Source organism: Neisseria sp., assembly GCF_041804105.1.
In the GTDB taxonomy this organism is placed as follows: Bacteria; Pseudomonadota; Gammaproteobacteria; order Burkholderiales; family Neisseriaceae; genus Neisseria.
Genome location: NZ_JBHCJY010000109.1, coordinates 1 through 16,262, shown reverse-complemented (window position 1 = coordinate 16,262; position 16,262 = coordinate 1). Strand labels below are relative to the sequence as shown.

Here is a 16,262-nt window from a genome sequence, read left to right as displayed (position 1 = left end):
GTGGAGATGGCGATGCCGAATTCTTTTGCGGCTCTACGAATCGTCCATCCTTGACGGAGTTTTTTGAGCACGAGTTGTTTGAAGTCTTGTGAATAGGCCATGGTGGAATTGTATCGAATAATATGTTTATTTGCTATACAACCCCTGCCGCCGCGCTTGCCCCCCATACAAAAAGGCCGTCTGAACATGTTCAGACGGCCTTTTCCAATCATAAAACCAGAGCAGTCGGCATTCAGTTACGCCGCGCCTTCAAAGCGTTTGGCCGCTTCGTCCCAGTTCACCACGTTCCAAAACGCCTTGATGTAATCCGGACGGCGGTTTTGGAATTTCAGGTAATACGCGTGTTCCCACACGTCCAAACCGATAATCGGGTAGCCTTTGCAGCCCGCGATTTCCACGCCCATCAGCGGCGTATCCTGATTGGCGGTGGACACCACTTTCAGACGGCCTTCGTCCAACACCAGCCATGCCCAGCCCGAACCGAAACGCGATGCGGCGGCTTTTTCAAATTCGGCTTGGAACGCTTCCACCGAACCGAAATCGCGTTCGATGGCTTCTTTCAGACGGCCTTGCAGGGTGGTGCCGGTTTTCAGGTTTTTCCAAAAGAAAGAGTGGTTGGCATGACCGCCCGCATTGTTGCGCAACACGGTTTGTTTGTCGGCCGGCAGCTCTTTCAGACGGCCTACCAGCTCTTCCGCGCTCAGTTCGGCAAACTCGGGCAGCGATTCCAACGCGGCGTTGGCGTTGCTCACATAAGCCTGATGGTGTTTGGTGTGGTGGATGTTCATGGTCATTTCGTCGAAATGCGGCTCGAGTGCATCGTAGGCATAGCCGAGTTCGGGCAGGGTGTAAGCCATGGTTTTGCTCCTTGTTGAAGTGTGGGTAAAAACAGGCCGATATTAAAGCCTAAGCCGCAGCGGGGCAAGTGCCGCCGACGCGCTTGGCCGCAAAAAAGATAGTCAAACAAGGGCTTGACTTATCCTTTATAATGGAAAGCCGTTACAGAACACCGTGTTCAGACGGCCTAAAACGCAACAGGCCGTCTGAAACCATTTTCCAGAGTATCCCCATGAAATTCATCGACGAAGCAAAAATCGAAGTCGCCGCAGGACGCGGCGGCAACGGCGCAACCAGTTTCCGCCGCGAAAAATTCGTACCGCGCGGCGGCCCCGACGGCGGCGACGGCGGACGCGGCGGCAGCGTGTGGGCCGAAGCCGACGAAAACGTCAACACCCTGGTCGAATACCGCTTCGTCAAACGCTACCAAGCCAAAAACGGCGAAAAAGGCCACGGTTCCGACCGCTACGGCGCAGGCGCGGACGACATTACCCTGCACATGCCCGTCGGCACGCTCATCCGCGACACCGACACCGACGAAATCGTCGCCGACCTCACCCACCACGGCCAGCGCGTCTGCCTCGCCCGCGGCGGCAAAGGCGGTTTGGGCAACATCCACTTCAAATCGTCGGTCAACCGCGCGCCCAAACAGTCCACCCCCGGCGAAGAAGGCGAAGCCCGCTCGCTGCAACTGGAGCTGAAAGTCTTGGCCGACGTCGGCCTGCTCGGCATGCCCAACGCCGGCAAATCCACCCTTATCCGCGCCGTTTCCGCCGCCCGCCCCAAAGTCGCCGACTACCCGTTCACCACCCTGCACCCGAACTTGGGTGTCGTCCGCCTCGACGAAAACCACAGCTTCGTCATGGCCGACATCCCCGGCCTGATTGAAGGCGCGGCCGAAGGCGCAGGCTTGGGACACCGCTTCCTGAAACACCTCTCCCGCACCGGCCTCTTGCTGCACGTCGTCGATTTGGCACCCTTCGACGAAAGCGTCAACCCCGCCGAAGAAGCCCTCGCCATCATCAACGAACTGCGCAAATACGACGAAGAACTCTACGGCAAACCCCGCTGGCTCGTGCTCAACAAATTCGACATGCTCGACAGCGAAGAAGCCGAACGCCGCACCGCCGAATTCCTCGACCAAATCGGCTGGAACCACCCCGCTCCCGACGACCGCTTCGAATTCGACATGACCACCCCGCGCCTGTTCAAAATCAGCGCGTTAACCCACGACGGCACGCAGGATTTGGTGCGCCAAATCGGGATGTATCTGAGCGAGAAAAAACGCTTGGAAGCCGAAGCAACGGAAACAGAAAAAGCAGCGGCAGCGATGGAAATTGCCGAGAACCAGCCTAAGACGGATACGAGCGTGTTTCAGGCGGAGTGATGAAAAAGTTTTCAGACGGCCTTTTGAGAATAAAGGCCGTCTGAAAATCAAAAAACACGTAGGGTGGGTGTAAACCCACCATTTGGATTGAATGATCGGAGAATGGTGGGTTGACACCCCCCCTACGCGCCGAAAGAACAGCCGCCCAAAATGAAATGCCGTCTGAAAACCCGTGCAAACCGATTTGTGTATTCAAGGCGGAAGTAAAAAGTTTCAGACGGCCTGAAATCTCAAAATACCTACCCAGTTTAAGATACCCATGCTAACCATCTACAACACCCTGACCCGCCAAAAAGAACCCTTTGTCCCTCTCAATCCCGAAAACGTGCGTATGTATGTGTGCGGCATGACGGTTTATGACTACTGTCATCTCGGTCATGCCCGCGTGATGGTGGTGTTCGACATGATTGCCCGCTGGTTGCGCGCGCGCGGTTATCCGCTCACTTATGTGCGCAACATTACCGACATCGACGACAAAATCATCGCCCGCGCGGCGGAAAACGGCGAGACCATCGGCGAGCTGACCGCGCGTTTCATTCAGGCCATGCACGAAGACGCGGCGGCGTTGGGCGTGTTGCGTCCCGATGTCGAGCCGAAGGCCACCGAGCACGTCGGCCAGATGGTAGCCATGATTGAGCGGCTGATTGCCAACGGCAAGGCATATGCGGCCAACAATGGCGACGTTTACTACGCCGTGCGCGAGTTTCCCGAATACGGCCAGCTTTCCGGCAAATCGCTCGACGATCTGCGCGCGGGCGAGCGGGTGGAAGTGGACGGTTTCAAGCGCGATCCGCTGGATTTCGTACTGTGGAAAGCGGCCAAGCCCAACGAAGCCGATTTTTGGGAAAGCCCGTGGGGCAAGGGCCGTCCGGGTTGGCACATCGAATGTTCGGCGATGGGCGAAGAGCTGTTTGGCGACGTGTTCGACATCCACGGCGGCGGTGCGGATTTGCAGTTTCCGCACCATGAAAACGAAATCGCGCAAAGCGTCGGCGCGCACGGCGGCGTGTGCGGCCACGACCATGCGGGCAAACCCGTTGCCAGCCATGTGAAATACTGGCTGCACAACGGTTTCATCCGTGTGGACGGCGAAAAAATGTCGAAATCGCTGGGCAATTTTTTCACCATCCGCGAAGTGCTGAAACAATACGATGCCGAAATCGTGCGCTTCTTCATCCTGCGCGCCCACTACCGCAGCCCGCTGAACTATTCCGACGCGCACCTCGACGATGCCAAAGGCGCACTCACGCGCCTGTACACCGCGCTGAACAACACCATGCCGTCTGAAAACACGGATTTGGACAACGATTATGTACGCCGCTTCAACGCCGCGATGGACGACGATTTCGACACCGTTCAGGCCGTGGCCGTGCTGTTCGAGCTGGCGAACGAAGTCAACAAAACCCGAAACGCAGATTTGGCCGCCTGCCTGAAACACTTGGGCGGCATCATCGGCCTGCTGCAACGCGAACCGCAGGAATTTCTGCAAGGCGGTAATATTTCAGACGGCCTCTCCAACGAAGAAATCGAAGCCCTGATTGAAGCGCGCAAACAGGCGCGTGCCGACAAAAACTGGGCGGAATCCGACCGCATCCGCGACGAACTGGCGGCGGCAGGCGTGATTCTGGAAGACAAAGCCGGCGTAACGGGCTGGCGGCGCGGGTAAGGCCGTCTGAAATCACCGTTGCGGCAGCGGCAAACCGCAGAAAAACAGGCTGTGCATTTTTCAGACGACCTGTATCGAAAAACAATGTGGAGTTTTTCCGTATGGTTTACGGTAGTGAAGGCCGTCTGAAAAACAGGTGCTTTGCACGGCTTCTTCCGCAAACCGAAACCGTTTTGCCGACTATCCGATGCAGGCAACTGCCACCGCGCCCATCCGCACACAACCGACGGCCTGCGCTTTGGCAGACAAAACCTGTTGCAAATCAGGCCGTAACCCGCAATTTTAACTTGACTGCCGCGCGCCGAACCGCAATAATGCGCAGCTTATCTTTAATGAAGCACAGGCAAATCCCCTGTGCCCGCTAACCAAAAGGAAATCCGATGAAACAAGACATCCACCCTAACTACCACGAAATCAACGTTACCTGCTCTTGCGGCAACAAATTCACCACCAAATCCACGATGGAAAAAGAAAACTTTACCATCGAGGTTTGCTCGAGCTGCCACCCGTTCTACACCGGCCAGCAGAAAATCGTCGACACCACCGGCCGCGTGGACAAATTCAACCAAAAATTCGGCAATATGTTCAAACGCTGATTTACGGTTTGACCGATTTCATAAAAAAGACTGCCCTGCGCAGTCTTTTTTGCTGGGCCGCCGAATCTGGAAAGCCTGCTAAAAATGATGCGGCAACTTTCCGGATGCCGCCTTCCCGCTCAGGGAATCCGGCTTTGACATTCACAAGTGCCTGTTTAACAAAGATACCGGATTGCAAACATGGATCCCGCCTGCACGGGAGTGGCGGAAGCAGGCGAAATCAGGCTTACGGGTTGCCAAACCAACGTCTTCCCGAACACAGCCTAATCGAATGACTGAGCCATGACCAACTGCAAACGGGCAGTAAGATTGAACCCGCCCTGCAAAAGGCCGTCTGAAAATTTTTCAGACGGCCTTTTTATTGGCTGGCAAATCGGTTTTTAAAACGGTTCGCCATGATCCGAACAGACAGAATCAGCGGCAGAAACAGGATGGAATCGTTATTCAGTTCACGAGATGACAAACCAGACACGGTTTCCCGACCACTCGGAAACGACGGGATCGGAATTCCCTCTCCCCGAATGACCTGCCGAAATTCCGTCAGCATTTCGGCTTCATCAACACCATATGCCGCTCGGCCTTCAGCATCGGCACCGCCAGTTTTTCCACTTTCAGAACCTCCACATCATCGGGAATATGGGTCAGCTCTTCATAGGGGTAAACGCCTTTCATCGCCGCCCAACAGCCGTTGTCGTTGAGCAGGTGGCGGGAAAGGCCGATGAAATCGGCCAGTTCGGCGAATGCGCGGCTGGTAACGACATCGGCTTTGTTTTCGTGCAGGGCTTCGACACGACCGGATGCGACGGTTACGTTGGCCAAACCCAGTTCAATCACGGCCTGTTGCAGGAACGAGGTTTTTTTGGTGTTGGAATCGAGCAGGGTAATCTGCAAATCGGGGCGGCAGATGGCGGTGGGAATGCCGGGCATACCGCCGCCCGAACCCACGTCAATCAGGGTTTTCGCGTTTTCGACATAGGGCAGCAGGGTCAGACTGTCGAGCAGGTGGTGGCTGACCATTTTGCCTTCGTCGCGCAAAGCTGTGAGGTTGTAGGTGCTGTTCCATTTTTTGAGCAGGGCAAGGTATTCGAGCAGCAGGAGCTGCTGCGGCAGCGGCAGGGTCAGCCCCATTTCCTGCAGGCCGTCTTGAAGTTTTTGTTTGTTATCCATTTTTTTATCCTTAGGCTGTGTTTTGAAGCGGCGGCGGTTTTCAGACGGCGTTGCTGCGCAAAACCGCCGTCCTGCCCGGGCGGGACATTCCGGCCGCTTTTCCGAACACGCTTTTGAAGCAATACGGGCGGTTCGTTTCGGGCGTAATCTTATCCGAAAACGGCGCCGCGCGGGTTGAATTGTTCGGCGCTTTGCGGGCGGAAACCGGCATGGTGCGGAAAGGCCGTCTGAAAAACGGGTTTTCAGACGGCCTGATGCTGCTGTTTTGCGGCTAGTAATGCGGCGGAATTTCGTCGCGGAGACTGTATGCACCGTCCGCGCCGTCGGCGGTTTTGTCGTTCAGACGGCGGTAGAGCAGCCGGAGCTGTTCCTGCTGCAAGTCCAGCGTCTGCTGCATGTGCGCGATGGTGCCGTTCAGGCTGTCAATCAAATCCGCCTGCAAGGCCGTCTGAATTTCCAGCTCGGTGATGCGTTGGTCCAAATCATCCATTTACAGCACCATCGCCGCAATCCAGCCGGAAACCATCAGCGGCAGGTTGTAATGCAGGAAAGTGGGGATAACCGTATCGCGCATATGGTCGTGCTGGCCGTCCGTATTCAAACCCGCGGTGGGGCCGAGCGTGGAATCTGACGCGGGCGAACCGGCATCACCCAATGCCCCTGCCGTGCCGATAATCGCCACGGTCGCCATCGGGCTGAACCCCATGCCGACGCAGAGCGGCACATAAATCGCGGCGATGATGGGCAGGGTGGAAAACGACGAACCGATGCCCATCGTCACCAACAGGCCCACCAGCAGCATCACAAACGCCGCCATGCCTTTGCTGCCGCCGAATATTTCCGCGCTGGTTTTTACCAACTGCTCGATTTCCTTGGTGGCCTTCATCACTTCGGCGAAACCCTGCGCCGCAATCATGATAAAGCCCACCATCGCCATCATTTTCACGCCTTTGTTGAACACATCGTCGGCATCGCCCCATTTGACCACGCCCGCCGCCATAAACACGGCGAAACCCACCATCGCGCCCAGCAGCAGCGAATCCGCCCAAAGCTGCACGGCAAACGACACCGCAATCGCGGCCACCGCCACCGCGCTGCGGTAGGACGACATCTGCGGCGTATCGATGGCCTTGCGGTTTGCGTCCACATCCGCCGTCAGCGTTTCATAACCGCGCCGGCGGCCGTAGCTGAAAAACGCAATCACCAGCCCCGCCACCATACCCAGCGCGGGAATCGTCATCGCGTGCATCACGTTCACACCGTCCACGTTCAAACCCGATTTCGTGATGTTGCCCACCAGAATCTGCTTCAGAAAAATTTCGCCGAAACCGTAGGGCAGCCACATGTAAGTCGTTACCAAACCGAAAGTCATCACGCAGGCCAGCAGGCGGCGGTCGATCTGCATCCTGTTGAACACCAGCAGCAGCGGCGGAATGATCAGCGGGATAAACGCAATATGGATGGGAATCAGGTTTTGACTCATCACACTCATCGCCAGCAGCGAAGCCAGCAGCATCCACTTGATGCCGGCCGCACCCGAAGGCACATTGTCGCGCACATGGCTGCGGTCGATGCGGCGGATAACCGCATTCGCCAGCGTTTGCGGCAGACCCGAATGCGCAATCGCCACCGCAAACGCCCCCAGCATCGCATAAGAAAGCGCAATCTGCGCCCCGTTTGCCAAGCCCGTTTGGAACACCTTCATCGTTTCCGCCAACCCCAAACCCGCCGTCAAACCGCCCGCAAGCGCACCCAACAGCAGGCTCAGCACCACATGCACCCTCGCCAGCGACAACGCCAGCATCACCGCCACGGCAACCACCACAGCATTCATACGTTTCTCCCATTCCGTCCGCCGAACCGTTACGCCGCACCGCAGCGTACCATCCCGCGGAAAGCACACAAAAACCGCATCATAACCCAACAGGATGCAACCTGCCAGCCGCCGCAAGGCCGTCTGAAAGTCCGCAAAACCGACAATCCCGCGCCGAACACCACGCATACGGGGCAGGCCGTCTGAAAACTCCGTCCGCCCCACACCGTCTGCCCCGACTCCAAACCTCCCAAATACCGCAACGCCCCGTCCCGACATTTTTCAGACGGCCTGCCCCGCCCGAACTGCTATAATCCCCGCACGATTACCCACATCCCCGCAACTGTCATCATGGATACCGAAACCAAACGCCGGCACACCCAGCAAATGCTCGACAATGCCGAACTGCTGTTCGACGAAACCGAATGCCGCACCGCCCTCGAACGGCTCGCCGCCGAAATCACCGCCGACCTCGGCAGCAAATACCCCCTGCTGCTGCCCGTGATGGGCGGCGCAGTCGTCTTCACCGGCCAACTTCTGCCGCTGCTGCGCTTCCCGCTTGACTTCGACTACGTCCACGTTTCCCGCTACGGCGACAAACTGCAAGGCGGCGCATTCAACTGGAAGCGCATGCCCGACCCCGAACACATCCGCGGCCGCCATGTCGTCGTGTTGGACGACATCCTCGACGAAGGCCACACCATGGCCGCCATTCGGGAAAAACTGCTGGAAATGGGCGCGGCAAGCTGCCGTACCGCCGTGTTCGCCGACAAACTGACCGGCAAAGAAAAACCGGTACAGGCCGACTATACCGGCATCCGCGTCCCCAACCGCTACGTTTTCGGCTACGGCATGGACGCCGCCGGCGCATGGCGCAATCTCGGCGCGGTTTACGCATTGAAGCAGGACTAACGGCTCACACAACCAAAATAAAATAGCCCGAACAGGCCGTCTGAAAACACCCGAGAACCCTAAACATGACCCCGCAACAAATTCTGATTGCCTCCCTACGTCTGTTTGTGATCGTTTGGATTGTCGAAACGATCAACGGCGGATTTGCCTTCTGGACAGCGGACATACCGTCGCCCTCCTTACCGCAGGCGGCCGCTTTCTACGGCGTTTATGCCGTCTGCTGGCTGTTTATCTGGTTTTTTCCCGCTACCATTGCCAACCTGCTGCTGCCCGCCGAACGGCAGGAAAAACGGGAAATGCCCAAACACCCTGCGCCGTGGCTGACAACGGGCATCGTGTTAATCGGTCTGTGGACACTCAGCCGCGCCGTTTCAGACGGCCTTAATTGGCTATTTCTGTATCACGCCATTGCTGACCAGTTTCCCGGCACCTCCGCATGGAACGCTTTCCAGCCAGACCAGAAGTCGGCGGTTTTCCATACCGCTGCTGAAGCTGTTCTCGGGCTGCTGCTTCTGTTCGGCGCAGCGAAAATCAGCAGAGTGGTACAGCAAATGCTCCGTTAAAATATGCCGTGTTTTTTCCGAACCACAGGCCGTTTGAAAAATCATGCCGGTATGGCCAAACGGCAAGTCTCAAAGGTATACAGTGCAGCAGAAAGGCCGTCTGAACATCCGAAATTCCGTACAGTTACACCCGCGTTGGCGAACCGGCCGTACCGGTGTTAACCAGCGTGCCGCATCACGCTGCGAAGATTTTAAAGATACGGCTCACGCAGCATTATCCGCGAGAGGCATATGCCTTGAAATAGCGTATGGCCATACGCATCTTCGGTTTTCAGACGGCCTGCTTCGGCATGAAAGGCCGTCTGAAAAAACGGAACACGCAAACCGAACCCTACCCACCCAAAAGAAGGAGCGCCGTTATGATTGGCGTACTCGTCATCACCCACGAACAGTTGGGCGAAGCCTACCGCAGCCTCTACCATCATTTTTTCGGCAGCGGTTCGCCGCAGCATATCCGCCTGACCGGTGTGCATCCCGACGAAAATCCCGAACGCGTTATCGAGCGGGCGCAGGAAAAAATCGCCGAAATGGGCTGTACCGACGGCATTCTGATTCTGTCGGACATTTTCGGCGCTACGCCCTGCAACGCGGCACGCCGTCTGATTTGCGAAAACAAAACGGCGATGCTCACGGGCCTGAATGCGCCGATGATGGTCAAAGCGGCGCAGTATGCAGGCAAATCCGACAATCTCGCCGAATTCGTACAGCTGGTGAAAAAGGCGGGCCTGGACGGGATTATGGAAGTCCCCGCCCTGTAAACGCCGCACCGTTTCCGACCGGCAAACCTTGTCCGCGGCACGATACCGCCGACCGGCCGACCGCAACGGCATTGCAACCGTCCTCCGTATTTTCAGACGGCCTTTCTTTACGCGACAAGGCCGTCTGAACCCAAACACCAAGGAAAACCGATACATGCAGAAACAGTCCATCGAAATCATCAACAAACTCGGCCTGCACGCACGCGCGTCGAGCAAGTTTACCCAAACCGCCTCCCAGTTTGCCTGCGACGTGTGGGTAACGAAAGACGGCAAACGCGTCAACGGCAAAAGCATTATGGGGTTGATGATGCTGGCCGCCGCCAAAGGCTCGGTGGTCGAGCTGGAAACCGACGGCGCCGACGAAGCGGCCGCCATGCAGGCGCTGGCGGATTTGATTAACGATTATTTCGGCGAAGGCGAATAAGCATGAGCATTGTGTTGCACGGCGTAGCGGCGGGCAAAGGGATAGCCGTCGGACGCGCCCACCTGATTGCGCGCGGCATCGAAGAAGTGCCGCAATACGAAATCGCCGCAGACGGCATCGAAGCCGAAGCCGCGCGTTTCGAAGCCGCGGTCAAAGCCACGCGCAAGGAGTTGGAACACCTGCGCAGCGCGATTCCCGAAAACGCCCCCGCCGAATTGGGCGCATTTATCTCGCTGCACCTGATGCTACTGACCGACGTTACCCTGTCGCGCGAACCCGTCGACATCATCGAAGAGCAAAGCATCAATGCGGAATGGGCGCTCAAACAGCAGAGCGACAAACTCGCCGCGCAGTTCGACGAAATCGACGACGCCTACCTGCGCGAACGCAAACAGGACATGCTTCAGGTAGTCGGCCGCATCCACAACAACTTGATCGGACAGGGCAACGGCCTCAACCTCGACAGCCTGCCCGAAGATACCATACTGATTGCGCACGACTTTTCGCCCGCCGACACCGTCCATTTCAAAGAAAAACACCTGTGCGCCTTCGCCACCGACGCAGGCGGCCCCACCAGCCACACCGCGATTCTCGGCCGCAGCCTCGACATCCCGTCGGTCATCGGCCTGCACAATGCCCGCCGCCTGCTGACCGAAGGCGAAACGGTGATTGTGGACGGCATCAACGGCGTGCTCATCATCGCGCCCGACGATTTGGTACTCGCCGAATACCGCCGCTTGGAACGCGAATACCGCAGCCACAAACGCGGCCTGCAAAAACTGAAAAAAACCGCCGCCACCACCGCCGACGGCATACCCATCGAACTGCTCGCCAACATCGAATCCGCCGAAGACATCAAAGCGTTGCACAATTTGGGCGCAGACGGCGTGGGACTGTTCCGCAGCGAATTCCTTTACCTCAACCGCGACACCATGCCATCTGAAGACGAACAATACGAAGTCTATGCCGCGATTGTGAAAAAACTCAAAGGCAAGCCGCTCACCATCCGCACCGTCGATTTGGGCGTCGACAAAAACCCGCGCTGGTTCGGCCAGAACGCCACTCCCAACGGCAGCCTGAACCCCGCGCTCGGTCTCACCGGCATCCGCCTGTGCCTGGCCGAACCGGTCATGTTCCGCACCCAAATGTCCGCCATCCTGCGCGCCGCCGCCCACGGCCCCGTGAAAATGATGTGGCCGATGATTACCTCGCTGACCGAAGTACGCCAGTGCCTGATTCATCTCGACACCGTCCGCCGCCGTCTAGAAGAACGCGGCGAACCCCACGGCGATGTCAAAACAGGCTGCATGATTGAAATTCCTGCCGCCGCGCTCAACGCCGCCAGCATCATGAAACTCGTCGATTTCGTCTCCATCGGCACCAACGACCTGATCCAGTACACCCTGTCGGTCGACCGCGGCGACGACGCCGTCAGCCACCTCTACCAACCCGGCCACCCCGCCGTGCTGAAACTCATCAGCCACATCATCAAAACCGCCGACCGCATGGAAAAAAGCGTTTCCCTGTGCGGCGAAATGGGCGGCGACACCGCCTTTACCCGCCTGCTGCTCGGCATGGGGCTGCGCCGCTTCTCCATGAACCCCAACAACCTGCTGGCCGTCAAAGACATCATCCTGCACAGCGACACCGCCGCACTGGCAGGCGAAACCGCCAAAATCCTGCGTAACGAAGACCCTGAAAAAACAGAAAAGCTGTTGAAAAAACTAAACAAACCGTAAAAAGTAAAGTTGCGCCGATGCCGTTATACCGTTTTTACGATACCGTCAGCCTGCCTCTCTTCGCCGCACGGACGGGAATCCGACGCCCCTGAAGCCGAATAATCGAGAGATATAAGGAAGCCGCCGTATCCACACCACCGTCATTCCCGTGCAGGCAAGAACCAAGACTGTGCATTTCAGTATCCGCAGGAAATCCGGGTTGTCAAAAACTGCACACCGGATTCCGCCCGCACAGGAATAACGGTCTCGGCATCATCAACGCATTATCCGAACAACCCAACCGCAAAAAGCATCAGGCCGTCTGAAAACAGTTTTTCAGACGGCCTGATGCTTCCTTCAACTTCTACCAGACCCGCTCGGAACAAACCACGCCCATCCCGAAACATCACCACAAAACCCGTCCCCCATACCGGCACAATGTTTTCAGACGGCCTTAATCCGCCTTCACGCCGCCTTAACCCGTTTCTGCACAAAACATCATTGACAATCACACACCCCGTTTTTATAGTAAACCCCGTAACCGATAACATCCGACCAACACAAGGAGAAACACCATGGCAACCTTCAATCTCAAAAAAACCGAATCCGGCCACTTCAACTTCAGCCTCGTCGGCAAAAGCGGCAACACCCTGCTCAAAAGCGAACAGTACAACAGCAAAGCATCCTGCCAAAACGGCATCGAATCCGTACGCAAAAACGCTTCCGAAGAAAGCCGTTACATCCTGAAAGAAAGCAGCAACGGCAAATTCTACTTCAACCTCAAAGCCGGCAACGGCCAAATCATCGGCACCAGCCCCACCGTCGGCAGCACCGCCGCCCGAGACGAACTGATTGCCGAACTGAAAACCTCAGCCGCCAAAGCAACCGTAAAAGAAGAATGACGGCAGGTTTCTGCAGACAAGCAGCACCGCACGCCCCGAATCCGCATATAAGGCCGTCTGAAACCCTGTCCGGCATGGGTTTCAGACGGCCTTTCCCGCTTTTTGCTTGACTAAGTCTTTGCAATCACAATATAATTCCGCTCTTGTCGGCATGGTGTCGGCAAGTATTTCACTCAACAGGACGAGAAAATATGCCTACTATTAACCAATTGGTACGCAAAGGCCGTCAAAAGCCCGTGTACGTAAACAAAGTGCCCGCACTGGAAGCGTGCCCGCAAAAACGCGGCGTATGTACCCGTGTGTACACGACTACTCCTAAAAAACCGAACTCTGCATTGCGTAAAGTATGTAAAGTTCGCCTGACCAACGGTTTCGAAGTGATTTCGTACATCGGCGGCGAAGGCCACAACCTGCAAGAGCACAGCGTGGTGCTGATTCGCGGCGGTCGTGTAAAAGACTTGCCGGGTGTGCGTTACCACACCGTACGCGGTTCTCTGGATACCGCAGGCGTGAAAGACCGCAAACAAGCCCGTTCCAAATACGGTGCGAAACGTCCTAAGTAATCGGGACTTTAACAGGCACGTCGGCCGTCTGAAATTAAAATCCGGCCGAGTAAGTGAATGCTTGATATGGGCATTCATGGGTTTGCCCCAACTGAATAGATATTTAAGGAATTAAAATGCCAAGACGTAGAGAAGTCCCCAAGCGCGACGTATTGCCCGATCCGAAATTCGGCAGTGTCGAGCTGACCAAGTTCATGAACGTATTGATGATTGACGGTAAAAAATCGGTTGCCGAGCGCATTGTTTACGGCGCGCTTGCCCAAATCGAGAAAAAAACCGGCAAAGCAGCCATCGAAGTGTTCAACGAAGCGATTGCCAACGCCAAACCCGTTGTGGAAGTGAAAAGCCGCCGCGTAGGTGGTGCAAACTACCAAGTTCCTGTTGAGGTGCGTCCGTCGCGCCGTTTGGCTCTGGCAATGCGCTGGGTACGCGATGCCGCCCGCAAACGCGGTGAAAAATCCATGGATTTGCGTTTGGCCGGCGAATTGATCGACGCAGCCGAAGGCCGAGGCGGCGCCATGAAAAAACGTGAAGAAGTACACCGCATGGCCGAAGCCAACAAAGCCTTCTCACATTTCCGTTTCTAATTTTGAAAGGCGAATAAAATGGCCCGCAAAACCCCCATCAACCTGTACCGCAATATCGGTATTTCTGCGCATATTGATGCAGGTAAAACCACCACTACCGAGCGTATCCTGTTCTATACCGGCCTGACCCACAAACTGGGCGAAGTGCATGACGGTGCGGCTACTACCGACTATATGGAACAAGAGCAAGAGCGCGGCATTACCATTACTTCCGCAGCCGTAACGTCCTACTGGAAAGGTATGGCCGGTCAATTCCCGGAACACCGTTTCAACATCATCGATACCCCGGGACACGTTGACTTTACTGTGGAAGTTGAACGTTCCATGCGCGTATTGGACGGCGCGGTAATGGTTTACTGCGCGGTAGGCGGCGTACAGCCCCAATCCGAAACCGTATGGCGTCAGGCAAACAAATACAAAGTGCCCCGTTTGGCATTTGTAAACAAAATGGACCGCCAAGGTGCCAACTTCTTCCGCGTGGTAGAGCAAATGCGCACCCGCTTGCGTGCAAATCCTGTGCCGATCGTCGTTCCGGTTGGCGCGGAAGACAATTTCGAAGGTGTCGTTGACCTGCTGAAGATGAAAGCCATTATTTGGAATGAGGCCGACAAAGGCACTACATTCGAATACGGCGACATCCCTGCAGACTTGGTGGCCACTGCCGAAGAATGGCGTCAAAACATGATTGAAGCCGCTGCTGAAGCCAGCGAAGAACTGATGGACAAATATTTGGGCGGCGAAGAGCTGACCGAAGAAGAAATCATCAGTGCTTTGCGCCAACGCACTTTGGCCGGTGAAATCCAACCCATGCTTTGTGGCTCCGCCTTTAAAAACAAAGGTGTACAACGCATGTTGGACGCGGTGGTAGAGTTTCTGCCCGCACCGACCGACATTCCTCCGGTTCAAGGTGTCAATCCTTCTAATGATGAAACCGACAGTCGTCAAGCAAGCGATGATGCCAAGTTCTCCGCATTGGCATTCAAAATGCTCAACGACAAATACGTCGGCCAGCTTACCTTTATCCGCGTTTATTCCGGTGTAGTGAAATCAGGCGACAACGTATTGAACTCCGTTAAGGGCACCCGCGAACGTATCGGCCGTTTGGTACAGATGACTGCCGCCGACCGCACCGAAATCGAAGAAGTACGTGCAGGCGACATTGCCGCCGCCATCGGTTTGAAGGACGTTACCACGGGTGAAACCCTGTGTGCCGAAGATGCGCCGATTATTCTGGAGCGCATGGAATTCCCCGAACCGGTTATCCACGTTGCAGTAGAGCCGAAAACCAAAGCCGACCAAGAAAAAATGGGTATTGCCCTGAACCGCTTGGCCAAAGAAGACCCGTCTTTTCGTGTCCGTACCGACGAAGAATCCGGCCAAACCATTATTTCCGGTATGGGCGAACTGCACTTGGAAATCATCGTCGACCGCATGAAACGCGAATTCGGCGTGGAAGCCAATATTGGTGCGCCCCAAGTTGCCTACCGCGAAACCATCCGCAAGGCAGTTAAGGCAGAACACAAACACGCCAAACAGTCCGGCGGTAAAGGCCAATACGGTCACGTCGTTATCGAGATGGAGCCGATGGAGCCCGGTGGCGCCGGTTACGAGTTCATCGACGAAATCAAAGGCGGTGTGATCCCCCGCGAATTCATCCCCTCTGTTGACAAAGGTATCCGCGACACATTGCCCAACGGTGTGGTAGCAGGCTTCCCTGTAGTAGATGTACGCATCCGTTTGGTGTTCGGTTCCTACCACGATGTCGACTCTTCGCAACTTGCATTTGAATTGGCCGCATCTCAAGCCTTTAAAGAAGGCATGCGCCAAGCCTCTCCTGCCCTGCTTGAGCCGATTATGGCCGTCGAAGTAGAAACCCCTGAAGAGTATATGGGCGACGTTATGGGCGACCTGAACCGCCGCCGCGGTATCGTATTGGGTATGGACGACGACGGTATCGGTGGAAAAAAAGTCCGTGCCGAAGTACCTTTGGCCGAAATGTTCGGTTATTCGACCGACCTGCGTTCCGCCACCCAAGGCCGTGCAACCTACTCAATGGAGTTCAAGAAATATTCCGAAGCTCCCGCACACGTTGCCGCCGCAGTAACTGAAGCCCGTAAAGGCTAATCAGCAAGGCCGTCTGAAAGCCTGAAACAATTTTTCAGACGGCCTCAATCCACTTTGTTCTTTAATCTGATCTTTATATGTAAAGGAATTAGCTCATGGCTAAGGAAAAATTCGAGCGGAGCAAACCGCACGTAAACGTTGGCACCATCGGTCACGTTGACCATGGTAAAACCACACTGACAGCAGCGCTGACCACCATTCTTGCCGAAAAATTCGGCGGTCAGGCCAAAGGTTACGACCAAATC

Annotated in this window: 21 protein-coding genes; 14 read left to right on the top strand and 7 right to left on the bottom strand. The window is 56.0% G+C overall.

The features are described 5' to 3' along the window. Positions 1-236: 236 nt before the first annotated feature. Entirely contained in the window at positions 237-857 is a 621-nt protein-coding gene (gene sodA / locus ACEYDX_RS09800) for a superoxide dismutase [Mn] (protein ID WP_373741838.1), read from the bottom strand. 212 nt (positions 858-1,069) lie between these two features. Here sodA and obgE point away from each other — a divergent pair, with 212 nt between their 5' ends. The 3 genes from obgE (at position 1,070) to rpmE (ending at position 4,486) form a co-directional block, all read left to right on the top strand. Then, positions 1,070-2,224 carry a GTPase ObgE gene (obgE, locus tag ACEYDX_RS09795; RefSeq protein ID WP_373741837.1) on the top strand — a complete coding sequence of 385 codons (1,155 nt, stop codon included), beginning with the start codon at positions 1,070-1,072 and terminating at the stop codon, positions 2,222-2,224. A 259-nt stretch (positions 2,225-2,483) separates the two neighbouring features. Then, positions 2,484-3,890 carry a cysteine--tRNA ligase gene (gene cysS, locus ACEYDX_RS09790; protein WP_373741836.1) on the top strand — a complete coding sequence of 469 codons (1,407 nt, stop codon included), beginning with the start codon at positions 2,484-2,486 and terminating at the stop codon, positions 3,888-3,890. Between the two features lie 380 nt (positions 3,891-4,270). Continuing rightward, positions 4,271-4,486 carry a 50S ribosomal protein L31 gene (gene rpmE, locus ACEYDX_RS09785; protein WP_373741835.1) on the top strand — a complete coding sequence of 72 codons (216 nt, stop codon included), beginning with the start codon at positions 4,271-4,273 and terminating at the stop codon, positions 4,484-4,486. Position 4,487: 1 nt separating this feature from the next. Here rpmE and ACEYDX_RS09780 read toward each other — a convergent pair whose 3' ends face one another. Further along, positions 4,488-4,664 carry a hypothetical protein gene (locus ACEYDX_RS09780; RefSeq protein ID WP_373741834.1) on the bottom strand — a complete coding sequence of 59 codons (177 nt, stop codon included), beginning with the start codon at positions 4,662-4,664 and terminating at the stop codon, positions 4,488-4,490. A 362-nt stretch (positions 4,665-5,026) separates the two neighbouring features. Further along, positions 5,027-5,653 carry a 16S rRNA (guanine(527)-N(7))-methyltransferase RsmG gene (rsmG, locus tag ACEYDX_RS09775; protein ID WP_373741833.1) on the bottom strand — a complete coding sequence of 209 codons (627 nt, stop codon included), beginning with the start codon at positions 5,651-5,653 and terminating at the stop codon, positions 5,027-5,029. Between the two features lie 50 nt (positions 5,654-5,703). Here rsmG and ACEYDX_RS09770 point away from each other — a divergent pair, with 50 nt between their 5' ends. Next, on the top strand, positions 5,704-5,928 hold the full coding sequence (locus ACEYDX_RS09770; protein ID WP_373741832.1) for a hypothetical protein: 225 nt from the start codon (positions 5,704-5,706) through the stop codon (positions 5,926-5,928). On the opposite strand, the gene ACEYDX_RS09765 is transcribed toward ACEYDX_RS09770, so the two are convergent. Genes ACEYDX_RS09765 through ACEYDX_RS09755 form a run of 3 tightly spaced genes read right to left on the bottom strand, consistent with a single transcriptional unit; the run spans position 5,925 to position 7,729 of the window. Beyond that, entirely contained in the window at positions 5,925-6,143 is a 219-nt protein-coding gene (locus ACEYDX_RS09765) for a SlyX family protein (RefSeq protein ID WP_373741831.1), read from the bottom strand. The two genes, ACEYDX_RS09770 and ACEYDX_RS09765, sit on opposite strands and share 4 nt — an antisense overlap. Further along, positions 6,144-7,487, bottom strand: a complete 1,344-nt coding sequence (locus tag ACEYDX_RS09760; RefSeq protein WP_373741830.1) for a Na+/H+ antiporter family protein — start codon at positions 7,485-7,487, stop codon at positions 6,144-6,146. Between the two features lie 29 nt (positions 7,488-7,516). Next, positions 7,517-7,729, bottom strand: a complete 213-nt coding sequence (locus ACEYDX_RS09755; protein WP_373741829.1) for a hypothetical protein — start codon at positions 7,727-7,729, stop codon at positions 7,517-7,519. An 85-nt stretch (positions 7,730-7,814) separates the two neighbouring features. Here ACEYDX_RS09755 and ACEYDX_RS09750 point away from each other — a divergent pair, with 85 nt between their 5' ends. From ACEYDX_RS09750 to ptsP, 5 genes are all read left to right on the top strand, one after another. Beyond that, positions 7,815-8,378 (top strand): hypoxanthine-guanine phosphoribosyltransferase, encoded by a 564-nt coding sequence (locus tag ACEYDX_RS09750; protein WP_373741840.1) that lies wholly within the window; start codon positions 7,815-7,817, stop codon positions 8,376-8,378. A gap of 65 nt (positions 8,379-8,443) precedes the next feature. Continuing rightward, the gene (locus ACEYDX_RS09745) at positions 8,444-8,941 is read left to right on the top strand and encodes a hypothetical protein (protein ID WP_373741828.1); all 498 of its coding nucleotides are present in this window, start codon (positions 8,444-8,446) and stop codon (positions 8,939-8,941) included. A gap of 359 nt (positions 8,942-9,300) precedes the next feature. Then, positions 9,301-9,699 carry a PTS sugar transporter subunit IIA gene (locus ACEYDX_RS09740; protein ID WP_373741839.1) on the top strand — a complete coding sequence of 133 codons (399 nt, stop codon included), beginning with the start codon at positions 9,301-9,303 and terminating at the stop codon, positions 9,697-9,699. 154 nt (positions 9,700-9,853) lie between these two features. Beyond that, positions 9,854-10,123, top strand: coding sequence for an HPr family phosphocarrier protein (locus tag ACEYDX_RS09735; protein ID WP_373741827.1), 270 nt, complete (start codon positions 9,854-9,856; stop codon positions 10,121-10,123). A 2-nt stretch (positions 10,124-10,125) separates the two neighbouring features. After that, entirely contained in the window at positions 10,126-11,862 is a 1,737-nt protein-coding gene (ptsP, locus tag ACEYDX_RS09730) for a phosphoenolpyruvate--protein phosphotransferase (RefSeq protein ID WP_373741826.1), read from the top strand. Between the two features lie 263 nt (positions 11,863-12,125). Here the strand turns inward: ptsP and ACEYDX_RS09725 are convergent, their stop codons facing one another. Next, entirely contained in the window at positions 12,126-12,353 is a 228-nt protein-coding gene (locus tag ACEYDX_RS09725; RefSeq protein WP_373741825.1) for a hypothetical protein, read from the bottom strand. A 63-nt stretch (positions 12,354-12,416) separates the two neighbouring features. Here ACEYDX_RS09725 and ACEYDX_RS09720 point away from each other — a divergent pair, with 63 nt between their 5' ends. The 5 genes from ACEYDX_RS09720 to ACEYDX_RS09700 form a co-directional block, all read left to right on the top strand. Continuing rightward, positions 12,417-12,743, top strand: coding sequence for a YegP family protein (locus ACEYDX_RS09720; RefSeq protein ID WP_373741824.1), 327 nt, complete (start codon positions 12,417-12,419; stop codon positions 12,741-12,743). Positions 12,744-12,934: 191 nt separating this feature from the next. Then, positions 12,935-13,306, top strand: coding sequence for a 30S ribosomal protein S12 (gene rpsL / locus ACEYDX_RS09715; protein WP_002218431.1), 372 nt, complete (start codon positions 12,935-12,937; stop codon positions 13,304-13,306). Between the two features lie 116 nt (positions 13,307-13,422). After that, the gene (gene rpsG, locus ACEYDX_RS09710) at positions 13,423-13,893 is read left to right on the top strand and encodes a 30S ribosomal protein S7 (protein ID WP_257067861.1); all 471 of its coding nucleotides are present in this window, start codon (positions 13,423-13,425) and stop codon (positions 13,891-13,893) included. A gap of 18 nt (positions 13,894-13,911) precedes the next feature. Beyond that, positions 13,912-16,017: an elongation factor G gene (gene fusA / locus ACEYDX_RS09705; RefSeq protein WP_373741823.1), complete on the top strand. Its 2,106-nt coding sequence runs from the start codon at positions 13,912-13,914 to the stop codon at positions 16,015-16,017. A 95-nt stretch (positions 16,018-16,112) separates the two neighbouring features. Continuing rightward, positions 16,113-16,262: GTP-binding protein (locus ACEYDX_RS09700; RefSeq protein ID WP_040669951.1), on the top strand; the 150-nt coding region annotated here is incomplete at its 3' end.